We start from the raw sequence: 17,331 nt of genomic DNA on the forward strand, positions 1-17,331 counted from the left end.
AGAGCAAATGCCGTCACGCCGGACCAGAAGAACGATGCAGGGAGCTTGGCCCATGGGTTCTTTGAGCGTTGTTACGAAGGCGGCTGAGACCTGAACAATCGAATCCGGGTGGCCGGCCGGCATCATCGGCAATCCCGATGAAGGCGGCGACCGGTGCTTCCGCAAGGCATTCCCTCTCATCTGAAAGCGCTTCCATGACCACGGTATCGAACTGGCCCGAGACATCCCTCTTCCTGAGCATCACCTGCATTGCCTTCATCGCCGCGCTAGTTCGCGCTCTTCTTCCTCTTGGTCTTCTTGCCCCTTGTCGCGCGCTTGATGCTGCCCAGACAGGCCGCATTGCCTCTGCGCATTGCGGTATCTGCGCGTGAGCCCCGCCATGCGCTGTATCGCCGTCATTCCCGCCCGATTCGGCTCCAGCCGCCTGCCGGGCAAACCGCTGGCCGACATCCTGGGCAAACCCATGATCCAGCACGTCTACGAGCGCGTCAAAAGCATCGATGAACTGGCCGATGTGGTGGTGGCCACCGATGATGAGCGTATTGTGGCGGCCGTGAGCTCCTTTGGTGGCAAGGCCCTGCTGACCTCGCCCGATCACCCTTCGGGCACCGACCGTCTGCGCGAGGTCATGCAGCATCATCCGGCAGACCTTTATCTGAACGTCCAGGGCGACGAGCCGCTGGTCAATCCGGCCCACCTGCGCAGCCTGCTCCAGGCCATGCTGGCAGCACCACAGGTACAGGCTGGCACGCTGTGCCACCCGATCAGTGCAAGCGAGGCCGAGAACCCCAATACCGTCAAGGTGGTGCGCAATCGCGCCGGCGACGCCCTGTATTTCAGCCGTGCCCGTATCCCGTTCGAACGCGAGTCCACCGGCAGGACGCGCTATTTCAAGCACATTGGCGTCTACGCCTATCGCGCCGAACTGCTGGCCGCCTTCCCCGGCCTGCCGCCGAGCGAACTGGAAGGTGCCGAGATGCTGGAACAGCTGCGCATCATGGATGCCGGCTGGCAGATCCGGGTGATCGAAGTCGATCACGCTGCTCCCGGCGTCGATACCCCGGCTTGCCTGGAGCGGGTGCGCGCGCTCATGTCCGGGCAGCCCGATCCGGCGCTCGAGGCCGGCAGCCTGGCCGATGTCAGGCTGGTCATCACCGACATCGATGGCGTGCTTACCGATGGCGGCATCTGGTACGACGACAGCGGCGAGTGTCTGAAGCGTTTCCATGTGCGCGATGGCATGGGCATCAAGATGCTGCAGGAAGCCGGTGTCAACGTCGCCGTCATTTCCGGGCGCGACTCGGCCACCCTGCGCCGCCGTCTGGCGGACCTGGGCATTACCGTGTTCCACCTGGGTGCCAAGGACAAGGCAGCAGCTTGCCGGGCCATCATGGAGCACTATCAGGTCAGCCCGCACGCCACCGCCATGATCGGCGACGACAGCATCGACCTGCCCGGCTTTGCCGCCTGCGGCTGGCCGGTGGCCGTGGGTGACGCACCGGATTACGTCAAACGTCACGCTCGCGTGGTGCTGGCCAAGGCCGGCGGCCACGGTGCCTTCCGTGAATTTTCCGACAGCGTATTGAACGCGCAGAACCGTTCTGCCATCTATGACAGCGTCGCTGGTTATGCCCAGGCCATGAGCCGCATGACGCAGTGAACTGCCCTACAACAAAGTGAGCACAGCATGAGAACAACCGGAATCCGGGTCTTCCACGAACAGGCGCAAGCCTTGAACATGATCGCCGAACGCCTGGCCAATGAATTCGAGCAGGCCGTCGACTTGATGTACCACACCCGGGGGCGCGTGATCGTCTCCGGCATGGGCAAGTCCGGCATCATCGGCAGCAAGATCGCGGCCACCCTCGCCTCCACGGGGACGTCCTCCTTCTTCGTGCATCCGGGCGAGGCCTATCACGGCGACCTGGGCATGTTCACCGAGGCCGATACGGCCATCCTGATCTCCTACAGCGGCGAGACCGAAGAGGTCATCCGCCTGATCCCCTCCCTGAAGCATTTCGGACTGCGCATCATCGCCATCGTCGGCAAGCGCGCTTCCACGCTGGGCAAGAACGCCGACGTGGTGCTGGATGTCTCGGTGCCGCGCGAAGCCTGCCCCAACAACCTGGCGCCCACCACTTCCACTACCGCCACGCTGGTGATGGGTGATGCGCTGGCCGTGGCGCTGATCGAAAAGCGCGATTTCAAGCCCAACGACTTCGCCCGTTTCCATCCCGGTGGCAGCCTGGGCAAGCGCCTGCTCACCCGCGTCAAGGATGTGATGCACACCCAGTTGCCGTGGGTCATGCGCGATACCGCCATCGTCGACGTGATCAGCCAGATGACCGAAGGCGGCCTGGGCATGGCGCTGGTGAGCGCCGATGGCAACCGCCAGGCGCTGTGCGGTGTGATCACCGACGGCGATTTGCGCCGTGCCCTGGCCGCGCGCAAGGACATCTATCACATCACCGCTGCCGACCTGATGAACAGCTCGCCCAAGACCGTGTCGGAAAACGAGATGTTCGTCGATGCCGAAGCCAAGATGCTGGAATTGAACATCACCGCCCTGGTCGCGCTGAACGAACAGCAGCATGTGGTGGGCGTACTCAAGCTGCTGGATGCCAAGCGGCTGTGATTGCGGCGCAAAACCACGTATTCTCCCCTCCGGGCGCCGATGCACAGGCGCCGGAATTTGAAAATAACCTCCTGCATGAGGAAACGGAACATGATCAAGATCAATGAGATTCAGGTTGGTAACGAACTGCCCTTCGTCCTTTTCGGCGGCATCAACGTCCTGGAATCCGAACAATTCGCCGTGGATGTCTGCGGTGAATACGTGCGCATCACCAAGGAACTGGGCATTCCCTATGTCTTCAAGGCGTCCTTCGACAAGGCCAACCGTTCTTCCATCAAGAGCTACCGGGGTCCCGGTCTGGAAGCCGGCCTGAAGATCTTTGAAGCCGTCAAGAAAGCCCACGGCGTGCCGGTGCTGACCGACGTGCACGAGCCCTACCAGGCCGCCGAAGTGGCCAGCGTCTGCGACGTGCTGCAACTGCCCGCCTTCCTGGCGCGCCAGACCGACCTGGTGATCGCACTGGCCAAGACCGGCAAGGTCATCAACATCAAGAAGCCGCAATTCGTCAGCCCGCCGCAGATGAAGAACATCGTCGAGAAATTCGAAGAAGGCGGCAACACCAATGTGATGCTGTGTGACCGTGGCGCGCAGTTCGGCTATGACAACCTGGTGGTGGACATGCTGGGCTTTGGCGTGATGAAGCAGGTCAGCGGCAACAAGCCGGTGATCTTTGATGTGACGCACGCGCTGCAACAGCGCGAATCCGGTGCCGCCGCATCGGGTGGACGTCGCGGCCAGGTGACCGAACTGGCCCGTGCCGGCATGGCACTGGGTCTGGCCGGTCTGTTCCTGGAGGCGCACCCGGATCCGACCAAGGCCTTGTGCGATGGTCCGAGTGCATTGCGGCTGTCGCAGCTCAAGGCGTTCCTGGAACAGGTCAAGGCCGTCGATGACCTGGTCAAGAGCCTGCCTGAGCTGGATACGCATTGAGCATGGCCACATCGACCCAGACGCACCCGACCGCACTGCGAGGACGCCCGTGAGCGCCGCCGCCAACGCCCGCTGGATCGCCCTGACGCAGGTCGTCAAGATCGTATCCCAGCTGGTCAACATGTTTGTGTTGACCCGGCTGATCGCCCCTTCCGAATATGGTCTCATGGCCATGGCCGGGGTGGCGACCAACCTGGCCTTCGTGCTGCGCGACATGGGCACCGCTGCGGCCATCATCCAGAAAGCCGAAATCAGCGAGGCCGATACCTCCTCGGTGTTCTGGCTGAACGTGGCTGGCGGAACTCTGCTGATGGTTTTGCTGTTAGCCACTGCCCCCTTGCTGGCAGGAACGTTCCACGAACCACGTCTGACCGAAGTGCTGTGGATACTGTCGTTGTCGTTCCCGATTGCGGCCAGTTCGACCGTGCACCAGGCGCTGCTGGAACGCGTTTCGCGCTTCCGGCTGGTCGCCGGAATTGAGTCCGCCTCCTCGTTGATGGCCCTGGTGATCGCCCTGGTGCTGGCCTACCGTGGCCTGGGGGTATGGAGCCTGATCGCGCAGGCGCTGCTGATGGCGGCTTGCACCACGGTGCTGATGTGGTGGTTCTCGCCCTTCCGTCCCAAGGCGGTATTTGACAGGGAGGCACTGCGCGGCGTCTTCAAGTTCAGCGGTTCCATGGCCGGTCATCAGTTGGCCAGCTACCTCTTCCGCAATGCAGACAGCTTCATCGTTGGCAAGATGCTCGGCATCACCGTACTGGGCAACTATTCGCTGGCCTACAAGCTCATGCTGTTTCCGGTCCAGAACATTTCCTGGGTCGCGGTACGCTCGCTGTTCCCCGTGATGAGCCGACGACAGGATGACAAGCCCTACATGGCCGCGCTGACGCTACGCTCCCTGAAACTGGTTTCGTTCATTTCGGCCCCGATCATGTTCGGCGTGGCCGGCGTCTCGGATCTGTTCGTCGACAGCTTCCTGGGTCCCAAGTGGTATCTGGTGGGCGGCATCCTCACCTTCCTTGCGATGGTCGGCTACGTGCAGGTCATTTCCAGCATCGCCAGCCCGGTGCTGATGGCACTGGGCAAATCCGACTGGCTGTTCCGCATGTCCATGGTGGGTACCCCACTGCACATCGTCGCCTATGTCACCGGCGCCTGGATCGATGGTGCCCGGGGCCTGGCGATAGCCTATCTGGTGGCTGCCATCATGATGGCGCTACCGGGCTTCTATCTGGCAGGCAAGGCCTTGTCGATCAGGTTTAGGGATTTCTTCCGTAGCCTGATGCCATCGGCGCTCAGCGGACTGGCCATGGCGCTGTTGCTGCAGCTTGCCCGCAAGCAGTTGCCGCAGTATTCGGGCCATCTGCTCTTCGCCATGCTGGTGGGCGGGGGCATCCTGTTCTGGGCTCTCACGGTGGGACTTTTCCAACGGCGGGAAGCGGGCGAGTTCATCCAGCTTGCCTTCCGTCGCCTCAAAAAATGAAGTCGTCCGGCGACAGAAAACCTATGGAATACCTTGCGCTGATCCGCACGTTCAACAGTCTTCCCCTGGTCGAAGAAGTCATTGGCTGCCTGCGCATGCAGACCTGCCCGCCAACGGCCATCATGGCTGTCGATAGCGGCTCCGATCCGGGGCAGGCACAGGCGCTGCGTGCGCTGGTAGATGTCTGGCTGGATGTATCGGGCCAAGCTTTCAACTACTCTCGCTCAATCAACTTGGGAGTACAGGCTGCCACGCTGGAGAACGTACTGATCATTTCCTCTCACGTGGTGTTGCGTGAGCAGGACGTCATGGAGCGCTTCTTCGCCGAGCTGGCCAGCAAGGGCGATCGTGTCGGGTCGGTCATTTCCAACAAGTCCCAGGCCTGGCTGGTGCGCCAGGTGAACAATGCCAGCTTCACCGGCGTCAACGGACTGACCAATTCGTGCAGCTTCGCGCCGACGGCCTTGCTGCGTGAATTGCCGTTCCGGGAAGAGGTGTTCGCTTCGGAAGATCAGGAATGGACCAAGCGCTTCCTGGCCATCAAGGCTGGTAGCCTGACCGTCGTCGAAACCGGCCAGATCGACTATCTCAACAAGCATTTCAGCTACAAGAAAAAATACAATGAAGAAATGGCCTTGGCCAGCTTCGTCGATACCCGCCGCAAAGGGCTACCGGCCATTCTGACGTGGCTGCTCAAGTCGATCTGGTCGATCTGCTTCCGCGGTGACAAGGCCAAGGCCGGACATCGCTTCAGGGTTGCGATGGGACTGTGCAAGGCACGCTTCAAGAAACCGGACATCAACTCCAAGTATTACTAAGCGACCTCTCCATGAAAATCGCCATCTTCGTCCTGGCCGACATGTTCGTGCCGCTCATGCTCAGTACCGGCAGTTGCCTGGAGCAGCACCATGGTCATCAGGTACGCTACCTGAACTTCCTGCCCCACGATCACAAGCTGCTGGCCAGCAATACCGACCAGCTCTACCCGCGCAATCTGGAAACGCTCGATGGCAGCAAAGAGGAGGCCAGCACCCTGTTCTCCCCGGACGAAGTGAAGGAAATGGTCGGCTTCATGCAGACCAAGCACGGCGGGAGCCTCAATGAATGGCATGGTCGCGTCAATACGGTGGCGCGCTATGTACATCGCTTCCTTGAAGAGCAACAGCCCGAGCTGTTCGTGGTCTGGAACGGGCAGGACCATATCGGACAGATCATCACCGTCTTGTGCCGTCGCCGTGGCATTACCGTGGTCTATCTGGAGAACGGCTACTTCGCCAACACCTTGCAGGCCGACCTGGGCGGGGTCAACGCTTCGGCCACACTGGCCTCCATGGACTTCGACGCGGTGCTGGCACAGGCGCGATCGCAAACAGCTGCCGTGGCGGCAGAGAAGGCGGCGCCCTCCTTGCACCTGCGTCCCCTGACCCGTACGCAACTGGCTGCGATCGCGCTGGCGCACCGCGCCAACCTGTCCTACTACGCGCAATATCCCGAGCAACGGGGCTTCAGCCGGATCAAGACCTGGAAGATCAAGCGCCAGCGCGCCGCCATCGCCAACGATGAGGCTACGCTGCCGGCGCAGTTTGCCTTCATCCCGCTCCAGGTGCACGACGATACCCAGGTGCTGCTCAATTCGAAGCTGGTGCACTCGGTGGAAGAGTTCTTCGAAACCGTCCATGCCGCGATCCGCCGCACCTGCGGACCGGACTACCCCATCATCGTCAAGGAGCACCCTGAAGACCTGGGCCGCTACGACTACAGCCAGTTGCGCCAGAAATATCCGGATGTCCTGTGGCTGCGCAAGTTCGACGTCGAACTCCTGCTGGATCGCGCCACCATGGTCTTCGTCATCAATTCATCGGTGGGCCTGCAAGCGATTCGCCGCAAGAAGCCGACGGTGGTACTGGGTGAATCGTTCTACTCCAAGCCGGAGATCGCCTTCGTGGTCAAGCGCCTGGACCAGCTCGATGCAACCGTGCAGCGCGCGGCAGCAGGTGTGGATGAGCAGATGTCCGCACGTATCGACGATTTTCTTGATGCCCTGGACCGGACTCTTTTCGTCAAAGGCACCTGGAAGCATCCCGCCTGCCTCCAGGCCGGACCGGCGCTGGCAGAAAGACTGCTGGCATTGCACGCCCGCAGCAGCAAGGCAGCCATCACGGCGCACGCAACGTCGCATCAGCGCATTGGCAACGTCTGAGACAGCGGCCCCGGCAATAAAAAAAAGGAGAGCCTGCAAGCTCTCCTTCCTTTTTTCATGGAGACTTCGCAGTCTCAGGCGCGCTTGTAGACGTCGTCAAAGCGCACGATGTCATCCTCGCCGAGATAGCTGCCCGACTGTACCTCGATCAAATGCAGCGGCAACTTGCCCGGATTCTCCAGGCGATGGGTGACCCCGATGGGCAGATAGATCGATTCGTTCTCGCTCAACAAGGTCACCTCCTCGCCACGCGTGACCAGGGCCGAGCCGCTGACCACCACCCAGTGCTCTGCCCGATGGTAGTGCATCTGCAGCGACAGCTTCTCGCCCGGCTTGACGATGATGCGCTTGACCTGGAAGCGCTCGCCCGCGTCGACACTCTCGTAGCTGCCCCAGGGACGGAAGACGCGTTTGTGATGAACGTGTTCGGTTCGCTTGGCTTGCTTCAACTTGTCGACGAAGACCTTGACGTCCTGGACCTTGTCGCGATGAGCCACCAGCACGGCATCATCCGTTTCCACCACCACCAGATCTTCCACGCCCAGCACCGCGACCAGACGACTCTCCGCACGCACCATGGTGTTCTTCACCTGGTTCAGGTGCACGTCGCCACGTACCACGTTGCCATCGGCATCGGCCGGCAGCACTTCATGCAGCGCGCTCCATGAGCCCACATCGCTCCAGCCGATGCTGGCTGGCACGACGACGGCGCGGGTCGTGTTCTCCATGACGGCATAGTCGATCGACTCCGACGGCGAGGCTGCAAAGGCGGTCTCATCCAGACGGCAGAAATCGAGATCGTTGTAGGCCTTGGCCACGGCTTCCTTGACCGCCGCACCGATCAGCGGACGGTGTGTCTCCAGCTCGTTCAGGTAGTCACGCGCCTTGAAGAGGAACATGCCGCTGTTCCAGTAGTAACCGCCCTGCTGCAGGAAGCCCGTGGCCGTGGCCAGGTCCGGCTTCTCGACAAATCGCTCGACCAGGAAGTTGCCGCTTCCGGCGCTATCGGCAGCACCGCGCAGGATATAGCCGTAGCCGGTCTCGGGCTGGTTCGGCTCGATACCGAAAGTGGCCAGCGCACCTTTTTCCACAGAGGCCAGCGCACGACGCACCGCTGCATGGAAAGACAACACATCGGTGATGACGTGATCGGCAGGCAACACCAGCATCACCGCTTCCGGATCCAGTCGTTGCAGGTGCAAGGCAGCAGCGGCCACGGCGGGCGCGGTATTGCGCCCTTGGGGTTCGAGCATGATGCCCAGCGGGCGCACACCGATCTCGCGCATCTGCTCGGCGATCATGAAGCGGTGTTCATTGCCGCACACTACCAGCGGTGCCTGCACTTCCGGCCAAGTGCTCACCCGCGCAACGGTTTCCTGCAGCATGGTCTGCTCGCTGACCAGCGGAAGAAACTGCTTCGGATAGGCCGCACGCGAAAGCGGCCACAAGCGGGTGCCCGAACCACCGGAGAGGATGACGGGATAGATTTTGGGACTAGACATTAAGCACTCCTGGTTTACTGAATCGCACTGCGCGGTTTGAGACGGCGATCCCGTGCATCGTTCCATTGCTCGTCCGGCTGATCGGACGTATGTTTCATTTCACCCTCATGGGTGACGCTGTAGGCGCCATAGACAACACTGTTTTCAAAGGTCGTCCCACTGGCCACGCGAGTATATTCGAATAGTACGCTGCGAATCACCTTTGCACCGCTGCAGATATGGCTGCCATGGCCAATCCAGGCCGGGCCAACGATGGTGGAGCCTGCTGCCACGTGGGAGCCGGCGCCGATATAGACCGGACCTTCGATGGTGGTACCTTCCCATTCGATGCGGGTATTCAGGCCCACCCATACGCCCTCCTGGATCTGGGTGCCCGGCACGTACATCTGTGCTACTTCGCCCTTGAGCACGCTTTGCAGGACCGACCAGAAATCGGTGACATTGCCGATGTCGATCCAGTTGAAGAAGCGCTTCTGGGCATAGAACGGCAATTGTTTTTCCACCAGCAACGGGAACAGGTCGGCACCGATGTCGAAGAATTTGTCCTTGGGAATCAGCTCCAGTGCCGCCGGCTCCATGATGTAGATGCCGGTGCTGGCGAGGTTGGAGAGTGCTTCTTCCTGCTTGGGTTTTTCCTGGAAGGACTTGACCTTGCCATCCTTCTCGGCGACCACGATGCCGTAGCTGGAGACCTGCTCCATCGGCACTTCCTTGGTGATCACGCTCACCAGCGCGCCCTTGCGACGATGTTCGAACAAGGCCGAATGAATGTCCAGATCAATCAGGGCATCACCGCAGATGACCAGCGTGGTCTCATCGAAGAAGCCGCCGAATTCCTGGATCTTCTTCATGCCGCCGGCCGAGCCGATCGGGTCGGGGAAGACCTGTCCATCATCATCCACGTAGCCTTCGAAGGAATAACCGATGCGCGCGCCAAAGCGCTGACCTTCGCCGAAGTAATTCTCGATGCGGTCGTGCAGATAGCTGACGTTGACCATGATGTCCTGAATGCCGAACTTGACCAGGTGTTCGATCAGGTACTCCATCACCGGCTTGCCCAGGATGGGAATCATCGGCTTGGGCAGCGCATAAGTCAGGGGCCGTACGCGGGTCCCCTTGCCCGCTGCCAGAATCATTGCTTTCATGAGTACCTCTTCTATCGTCGATGTTTGAACGGAAATTGCTTCCCCTGAAGATCAGGTCACTGCCGCATTCAAGCCAGGGGATCAAGCAAATATTGTGCGCAGTGCAGCTCGAACTGCCGGCGCAGCGCAGCCGAGACACCCAGCATCGCCCACGGGCGACCGGCGGCGTGACATGCGCCGTACAACAGCATCAGGGATGCCAGAGCCGCGCTGTCGATATGAACCAATCCGGAGCAGTCCACCAACAATGAATGTGGCGAACCGGCCGCCGCCGGCAGGCGCGTACGCAGAAGCCCGATATTGGGCAATCCAATGGCCCCGGTGAGAGTCAGGATGCAGTCACCCTCCTGCTCCCGGACATCCATGATCGCCTTGTCGAACTCGATTGCAGCAGGTCCGGCCCGCCGCTGCGCCAGCACAAGTGGCATGACCCGATGGAGCAGCAAATCCAGCAGGCCGATACCGTCCTGCCAATAGCGCCGCCAAAGCTTGGGCTCCTCCTTGATGCGCCACAGCCATTCCATACCAGTCTTCTGGGCCCACACGGGCGCACGCGACACGGTTCCCGCCACGAAATTGACGACGGCGCCAAGGTGGCTGACCAACGGCACACGCAGGCGTGGCAGGTTATGCTGGATCCATGCCTGGCCCTTCTTGGCGCCCAGCGCCACCACCAGGAAGTCGGCGCCACTGGCATTGATGCGTTCCAGGGTGGACTCCTCGCTCATTTCTTCGATGCTGCCAAAGCCCGGGCTATCGAAACCCACTGCACACATGCCCGATGGCGAAGCATTGAGCTGTTCGCTGGCGCGTTGTGCCACACCCGGAGGACCACCAAAAAAATACACGCGCAAAGGCTTGCTGTGAGTCGGCTGGACAGCCTGGCGCAAGGCCTGGAAGAGGCTGGAGCCGGCCACACGCTCGTTGACTGGCAGGCCCGTCGCCCGCGCAACCCAAATCAGCGGCATACCATCGGCAATGGAAAGGTCACTCTGGATCACCGACAAGCGGAACTGCGGGTCGTCAAGGCAGGCGATGGCAAAGTTCAGGTTGGGCGTGGAAAGAAAGCAGCGTTGACCCTGAGCGGCGGCGTGCCGTGTACGTTGGACAGCCTCGGCCAGGCTGACCCGGTCGAACGGCAAACCGAGAATGCAGAATACCTCGCGGCTGAAGTCGGGAAGCATGGATACCGTTGGCTCCTGCGCGACGGCAAGGGCTGCCGAAGAGAGTTGGTGAGCATTATTCTGAATCACGTTTTGACCTTACCCACGCCACTTGGCGATTGAACAAGAATTTGAAATACAGCGGCAGCTTGCGCGCAACATAGCCGAAGGCACCCATCAGCTCACCCAATGTGATGACCTCGCGACCATATCCGCTCCATGCCAGCAACACCGCGCCTGCGATACACGCCACCAGCACGCTGGCGACCAGCACTGGCAGCACCGTGCCCAGCCCTACCCAGAACAGGGCCGTGAGCAACCATGCCGAGGCCACCAACATCACCAGCAATGCCAGCGGGGGTACGCTCAGGTCCAGTGCCAATCCGGCCAGCGCCGCACTGCCACGGCGGAGGGCGCCACCAAGCAAACGCGGCACGTAAGACTGGATGACACTCAAATGGCCATGCTCCCAACGCGTTCTCTGTGTCTCGATACCGCTATCGCTGGAAGGAAAGTAACTGTAGACCATCGCTTGCGGACAAAACAGCGCGGGCTCCCCTGCTTCAGCAAGATCCACACCCAGCTTCATGTCTTCGACGATGTGCCCGGTGGCCAGATCGGCACGGCCGATCTGCTGCCAGGTAAAGGCCATGCCGGTACCCATCAACTGACAGGGCAGACCGAGTTGATGAAATCCCAGCGGTCGTACCCAGTTCTTCACCAGCCAGGCGAACTCGGCGATCTTGCGCATCGGACCGGCACCCTCAGGCGTGTGCATCAGATAGAGCGCCTGTACCGGACGGCCGGTCCAGGCACACCGGCGCGCCAAAGTGTCGAGTGCCTGTTCACCGAGATAGCAATCGGCATCCACAATGATGACCACTTCCGGCGCATCGGCGGCCAGATGGGCTACCCCGTGGTCGAGCGCATAGCCTTTGCCACGCAATTCATCATGAAAGCGTTCTGTGACCTCTGCACCGGCAGCCCGTGCGATCTTGGCCGTCTCATCTGAACAATTGTCTGCCACCACCAACACCCGGTCGGCACTGCCCAACTGCCGGACAATGCCATGAACGACTTCGCTGATGCCGCCCGCTTCGTTATGAGCCGGCACTAGCACCGCGATTCTGGGCCGTTGCGGGCTCAGGTCAATCACGCTGGAAACACGCCGACGTGCCGAAACCACCTGCACCAGAAGCACCAGCACCGGCACCGCCAGCAGCGCCAGACCCAGCAGCAATACCACTTGCACAACCGAGATGATCATCGCCATATTCATTTCCTTTTGACTGCCACCGCAGCCAGACTCCACTCCACTACTCGCATTTAATAATGCCCTGTCGCAAGATTTCTGTCCGGCACTCGCGCCACCAAGGCTAACGCTGCCGCCTCCTTTGATGAGTATGCGGGAGCGCAGCATACATACCGCTTGCCGTGCACTACGCCCTGCCATCCTCCATTATGCGACAGTCCCAATGCCAGATGCTGCGTCGCATCAACAATATTTCTCACCCCACAGCTCGCCTCTATGAACAAGCTTGACGGAGACGAGCGTCCCTATTTGATCCATGAGACCCGTACCAGCGCACAATGATCGATATACTTTCCGCAAGCTCAAAAAAATTACTTACATTCTCGGTGATGCGTAGAACTTAATCCGTCTGCCCCGATCATCGCTAATCCACACCAACAGGAGTTGCTCATGCTACGGCCCCCCACCACACTACGACGCTTTCAACTGACCCTGGGATTGACCGCACTGCTTTCTGCGGCGCCCGGCTGGGCCCAGGAATGGGGTACGTATCTCAAGCCCTTTGCTGCCGATTCGCTCTGGAACAGTCGCCCGGTCAATCCGGTGTTTGATTCCTTCGTCATCCCTACCGACAGCTATTTCCCGACGGTGACCAACAACACCTATTCAACCGGTATCTTCCTGGCCTCGCCAGAGGATCCGCCGGTGACCATCACCGGACTGACTGGGAGCAAGGGCCTGTTCCACACCGATGACGAGAATTACCACGACATCACCATTCCTCACTGGCCCGCAGCAGCACACGCAGCGCCCGGTACGGACGGCCACGCCGACATCGTCGATCCGACCACCGGCATCGTTCACTCGCTCTTCAAGCTCAAGCAGGAAGGCACGAAGTGGACCGCCGCCATGTATGCCTGGACCAAGATCGATGGCCGCGGCTGGCCAGACCCGGGCCACTACTATCAGGGCGCACGCGCTACCGGCGTACCGGCGGCAGCGGGCATCATCCGAATCCATGAGGCTGCACAGAAGCCCCAGTACTATCCGCACGCGCTGGCGATGTCACTGACCTATTCCGGCTTGAGTCCCAACCCGGCCTACGTGTTCCCCGCTACCTCTGCAGATACCGAAGCCGCCATTCGCAACAAGGGCCGCATTCCCGAAGGAAGCCTGGTGATGCTGCCTCCGGACTTCGATACCAGCAAGATCACCAATGCAGAGGTTCGCCGCATTGCCGAGACACTCAAGCGCTATGGCGCATATATCGTCGATGCCAATATCGGCACGCCCTTCGTCATCTATGCCGAGATCGGTGCAGATGCCAACCCTTCACCCGGCGGATGGAACAATACGGTCGCCAACGAAATGCAGTCGATCCGCGCAGCACTGCGCCGGGTTGTCAGCGCGCAAAGCTGGATTGACGGCAATGGCAAGACCTTTACGCCCAACCAGAACCTGAACCTGCTCTCCATGCGGGGCAACTGGACCCAGCAATCCGGCAGCGTGCTGGGCCAGTTCAGCTCGTGGGACCAGGCCGTCGTGTTCCCCGCGACCAGCTCGACTTCCGAAGTGGTCAATTACAGCAACCGCGGCATGAACGCGGTGACCTGGGCCAAGCCGGTCAACGGTGCCACCTACAAACTGACCGCCCGCACCACCAACGGCGGCAAACTACGCATGAGCATCTACGACCAGTTGGTCGGCAAGGTAGTGTTCGACAGCGGCTACCTGGGCAATGGCGAAAGCAAGACTTTTACCTGGAGCGCCAGTTCGCCTCGCCTTGTGCTCTACGCGCAAAGCGGCGTGGGCAGCAAGTCTGCAGTTGGCGGAGAATTGCTCAAGGCTGACTGACACCGTCGGGCCGCGAACAAGCCGCAGTCTTGGACTGCGGCTTTTTTATTGCCCCGAACGGAACGGCAGCAATCCGTCTCGCTGCATCGACTGCAAGAGGTATTTCGAAGCCGCCAGGCTAATGTGCTGATCGTCGTTGTACAGATATGCACCGTCGATCTTGGCCTGGCACTGAGTTGCCGAACAAAACAGCTCAACCGGATCAAATACCGTCGCCTTCGGATGCAGCTGACGCAGTTCATTCACGGCGGCATCATAGGCTTTACGAATCTCATCATGCTCTGCCCGACTGAAGGCACACTCTCGCATCGGACCTGCGCCGAAGCGATTGACACAGGCATGCGGATCCAGCTTCAAGAACGGTACATCGGCGACGAACACCACCTGCTTGCCTTGTGCAAGAAAACTCTCGATCAGGGCCCCATAGCCCGACAAGAATGCCTCGCGCTGACTCAAGGCATGGTCGTTGACCTTGTACTGGGAAGGCAGATCGAGATTGCCCCGTGGATACGCACCGCTAATCACTACGATACGGATAGACGGGAACTGCTGGCCGACAGCAATCGCCTGTTGGGCAATCGCGGTACAGTTGTTCGACCAGCGCCGCACATTGGCCGGCTTGTAGGGTAGATTGGGATAGACACGGCAGGCATGACCGGCCACCATGATGGAAGGCAGTGCCAGCTGCCGGCTGAAGATCGCCGAATGCAGCGCCATCACATGGCTATCGCCCACGAACAGAATCTGCGGTGTTGCCGAATTGGAAAGGCAGACCTCTTCGTTGACCGGATCGAGGTGGTTGAGACGAGTGCAGCTGCCATCGGAATTGCGTGAGCCATTGAATACATCAGAACGGGCCAGGTAATCCAGCTTCTCGTTGATGGGACGTTGCGGGAATCCTCCGTTGTGATAGATGACACCACCGGCCAGTCCCACGACGACATTGACCACCAGCAGCGTCCACACGATGCGTACGCCACGGGCGTGACGCAGGGGACGCTCGATGAACAGGAAGGTGCCCCACGCCAGCAACACTGCCACCACGACCGCCAGCAGACGCCATTGCTGGGGTGCAGTCTGCCCGGCAATGATGGTCGCAAATGACAGTAGCGGCCAGTGCCAAAGATACAGCGGATAGCTGATCAGCCCGATGCCGACCATGGGCTTGCTGGCCAGCACCTTGCGATTGAACCAGGCACCCGGCCCTGCAGACAACAGCAGAAATGTCCCGACACAAGGCAGCAGTGCCCACCATCCGGGGAAACTGCGGTCGCCGTTGAGCAGTACGAACCCGGTCACCAGCAAGGCCAAGCCCATCCAGGACTGCAACTGCTTGCCGCGCGCATTGAGATCAGGACGGTGCAGATTGATGTAGGCCAGCGTCCCGCCCACCATCAGCTCCCAGAATCGTGCGAAAGGGGAATAGAAAGCAGCGGTCTGGTCATGGTCGACCAAGTGCAGATTGATGACGAAGGACACCAGCGCAATCATGCCGACAATGCGCAGGAAGCCCCACTTGCGCTTCCACACGAAGGCCAGCAGCAGCGGCCAAAAAAGATAGAACTGCTCTTCGATGGCCAGGCTCCAGAGATGCAGCAAGGGCTTGGTCTCGGCGGAGTTATCGAAGTAACCGCTTTCACGCCAGAACAGGATATTGGAAATGAACGTAGAACCACCCAGCAAATGCTTGCCCAGCTGCCCATACTCATCGGCAAAGAGAATGACGCCACCAGCCACGGCGCATACGATCATCACCGTCATCAGGGCAGGGAAAATACGCTTGACCCGGCGAACATAGAAATCGAGGATGCTGAACCGCTCATGCTCGAGGTTGTTGAAAATGATCAGCGAAATCAGGAACCCAGAGATGACAAAAAAGATGTCGACGCCGATGAAGCCGCCTTTGAACCACTCCGGGAAGGCATGAAAAATCACCACCGAACCGACTGCGATCGAGCGCAGGCCGTCAATATCGGGACGATATTTTGGATGCAGCTGGGGAACGTCCGGGCCGGCCGCAGGTGCAAGCGGCGAAACACCAGGTGCGCCGTTCGCAGGGAGGATATGTTTCTGGATTGGGGCCATTTTCAGAATTTTTCGAGCAAGCGCCTTGCTAGCGGAGTCGCGCCCTGACCACCCGCAAGGGCGTATCAATGAGTCGATCCACCAACACGGCAAAGCACCAGGAAACGACCAGTGCCATCAGGATATTGAGCGGCGCATACGGGGTTAGCCCATCCACATTGTTCAGCATCACGTAGTGGGCGAGATAAATGGAATAGGAATAAATGCCGATGCGCCTGATCCAGGCTACATTGAGCCAACGAAATGGCCAGAGTTCCGGATTGGTCACGGAGTAATAGAACAGCGGCATGAGTGCGACGCCTTGCAGCGAATAACGCAAGGTCTCGCGGAATATCTCGCCGCGCACGACCAGGGTACTCAACAACAGCAGCCCGCCTGCCAAGATCGCGGTAATACGCAAGCTCGGGCTTTGCAGCTTCCGATGCCATTGCGACGTCTGCGGCAAGGTCGCCAGAATACATCCATAGAGCATGGAATCGATGCGTGTATCAGTGGCATAGTAAGTACGCTCTGTGCCCACGCCGACGCTCAGCACCAGATAACAGCGCCATGCCAGAAACACCAGGCATGCCAGGCCCAGGTACAACGGCAAGCGCTGCCGCTGCGCCTTGCGCAGTGACAGCAGCAGCAAGGCCGGGAAGAAGAAGTAGAAATGCTCCTCTACCGCCAGCGACCAAAATACACCAGTCCCCTGCGGCACCGTATGGGCGGCGTCGAAGAACAGTCCATAGTAATTGGCAAAATAAAATAGCTGCGCGAGGAAACCTGGCCAAGTGGCATAGCCTTTGAAGATGCCTAGATGGGTCAACCCATAGGTGGCAACCAACACAAGCAACAACGGCGGCGTCAAGCGCAGCAGGCGACGCAGATAGAAGTGCCTGATGTTGATGGTGGCGGTACTGGCATATTCGCGCAGCAGCAAGGTGGTGATGAGATAGCCGCTCAGGAAGAAAAAGATGGTCACGCCCAGGCCACCCGGCACGAGCTTGCCCATCCCCGCGTGGCTGGCTGCTACGATCAGGATCGCGACTGCCCGCCAGCCATCCAGGGAGGCGATATCCTGGTGCTTGGTATGCACCATG

General features: G+C 60.1%; 13 protein-coding genes. 7 read left to right on the plus strand and 6 right to left on the minus strand.

Annotated elements, in window-relative coordinates; all coding sequences use genetic code 11:
- The first annotated feature begins 379 nt into the window (after positions 1 to 379).
- The 6 genes from kdsB (at position 380) to ACODSZ_RS07790 (ending at position 7,248) form a co-directional block, all read left to right on the plus strand.
- Positions 380 to 1,660 (plus strand): 3-deoxy-manno-octulosonate cytidylyltransferase, encoded by a 1,281-nt coding sequence (gene kdsB, locus ACODSZ_RS07765; protein ID WP_488927350.1) that lies wholly within the window; start codon positions 380 to 382, stop codon positions 1,658 to 1,660.
- Between the two features lie 27 nt (positions 1,661 to 1,687).
- Positions 1,688 to 2,635: a KpsF/GutQ family sugar-phosphate isomerase gene (locus tag ACODSZ_RS07770; protein WP_008328080.1), complete on the plus strand. Its 948-nt coding sequence runs from the start codon at positions 1,688 to 1,690 to the stop codon at positions 2,633 to 2,635.
- Positions 2,636 to 2,725: 90 nt separating this feature from the next.
- Complete coding sequence (gene kdsA, locus ACODSZ_RS07775) at positions 2,726 to 3,565, plus strand: 3-deoxy-8-phosphooctulonate synthase (RefSeq protein WP_008328078.1); 840 nt, start codon at positions 2,726 to 2,728, stop codon at positions 3,563 to 3,565.
- A 49-nt stretch (positions 3,566 to 3,614) separates the two neighbouring features.
- The gene (locus ACODSZ_RS07780; RefSeq protein WP_488927351.1) at positions 3,615 to 5,048 is read left to right on the plus strand and encodes an MOP flippase family protein; all 1,434 of its coding nucleotides are present in this window, start codon (positions 3,615 to 3,617) and stop codon (positions 5,046 to 5,048) included.
- 23 nt (positions 5,049 to 5,071) lie between these two features.
- Positions 5,072 to 5,866, plus strand: a complete 795-nt coding sequence (locus tag ACODSZ_RS07785) for a glycosyltransferase family 2 protein (RefSeq protein WP_175342426.1) — start codon at positions 5,072 to 5,074, stop codon at positions 5,864 to 5,866.
- Between the two features lie 11 nt (positions 5,867 to 5,877).
- Positions 5,878 to 7,248: a capsular polysaccharide export protein, LipB/KpsS family gene (locus tag ACODSZ_RS07790; protein WP_175342425.1), complete on the plus strand. Its 1,371-nt coding sequence runs from the start codon at positions 5,878 to 5,880 to the stop codon at positions 7,246 to 7,248.
- A 74-nt stretch (positions 7,249 to 7,322) separates the two neighbouring features.
- On the opposite strand, the gene ACODSZ_RS07795 is transcribed toward ACODSZ_RS07790, so the two are convergent.
- The 4 genes from ACODSZ_RS07795 to ACODSZ_RS07810 all read right to left on the minus strand — a co-directional run bounded on the left by ACODSZ_RS07795 (position 7,323) and on the right by ACODSZ_RS07810 (position 12,331).
- Positions 7,323 to 8,750: a mannose-1-phosphate guanylyltransferase/mannose-6-phosphate isomerase gene (locus ACODSZ_RS07795; protein WP_175342424.1), complete on the minus strand. Its 1,428-nt coding sequence runs from the start codon at positions 8,748 to 8,750 to the stop codon at positions 7,323 to 7,325.
- Between the two features lie 14 nt (positions 8,751 to 8,764).
- A complete protein-coding gene (locus ACODSZ_RS07800; RefSeq protein WP_175342604.1) occupies positions 8,765 to 9,886 on the minus strand; it encodes a nucleotidyltransferase family protein in 1,122 nt (373 codons plus the stop codon).
- A 77-nt stretch (positions 9,887 to 9,963) separates the two neighbouring features.
- Entirely contained in the window at positions 9,964 to 11,079 is a 1,116-nt protein-coding gene (locus ACODSZ_RS07805; protein WP_175342423.1) for a WecB/TagA/CpsF family glycosyltransferase, read from the minus strand.
- 55 nt (positions 11,080 to 11,134) lie between these two features.
- A complete protein-coding gene (locus ACODSZ_RS07810; RefSeq protein ID WP_488927352.1) occupies positions 11,135 to 12,331 on the minus strand; it encodes a glycosyltransferase family 2 protein in 1,197 nt (398 codons plus the stop codon).
- A 429-nt stretch (positions 12,332 to 12,760) separates the two neighbouring features.
- On the opposite strand from ACODSZ_RS07810, the gene ACODSZ_RS07815 reads away from it, so the two are divergent.
- Entirely contained in the window at positions 12,761 to 14,164 is a 1,404-nt protein-coding gene (locus tag ACODSZ_RS07815; RefSeq protein WP_249776899.1) for an Atrophin-1 multi-domain protein, read from the plus strand.
- Positions 14,165 to 14,209: 45 nt separating this feature from the next.
- On the opposite strand, the gene ACODSZ_RS07820 is transcribed toward ACODSZ_RS07815, so the two are convergent.
- On the minus strand, positions 14,210 to 16,249 hold the full coding sequence (locus ACODSZ_RS07820) for an acyltransferase family protein (RefSeq protein WP_249776898.1): 2,040 nt from the start codon (positions 16,247 to 16,249) through the stop codon (positions 14,210 to 14,212).
- A gap of 28 nt (positions 16,250 to 16,277) precedes the next feature.
- A complete protein-coding gene (locus ACODSZ_RS07825) occupies positions 16,278 to 17,330 on the minus strand; it encodes an acyltransferase family protein (RefSeq protein ID WP_249776897.1) in 1,053 nt (350 codons plus the stop codon).
- Position 17,331 lies beyond the last annotated feature (1 nt).

The sequence above is a fragment of the Herbaspirillum sp. FG34 genome (assembly GCF_057809315.1).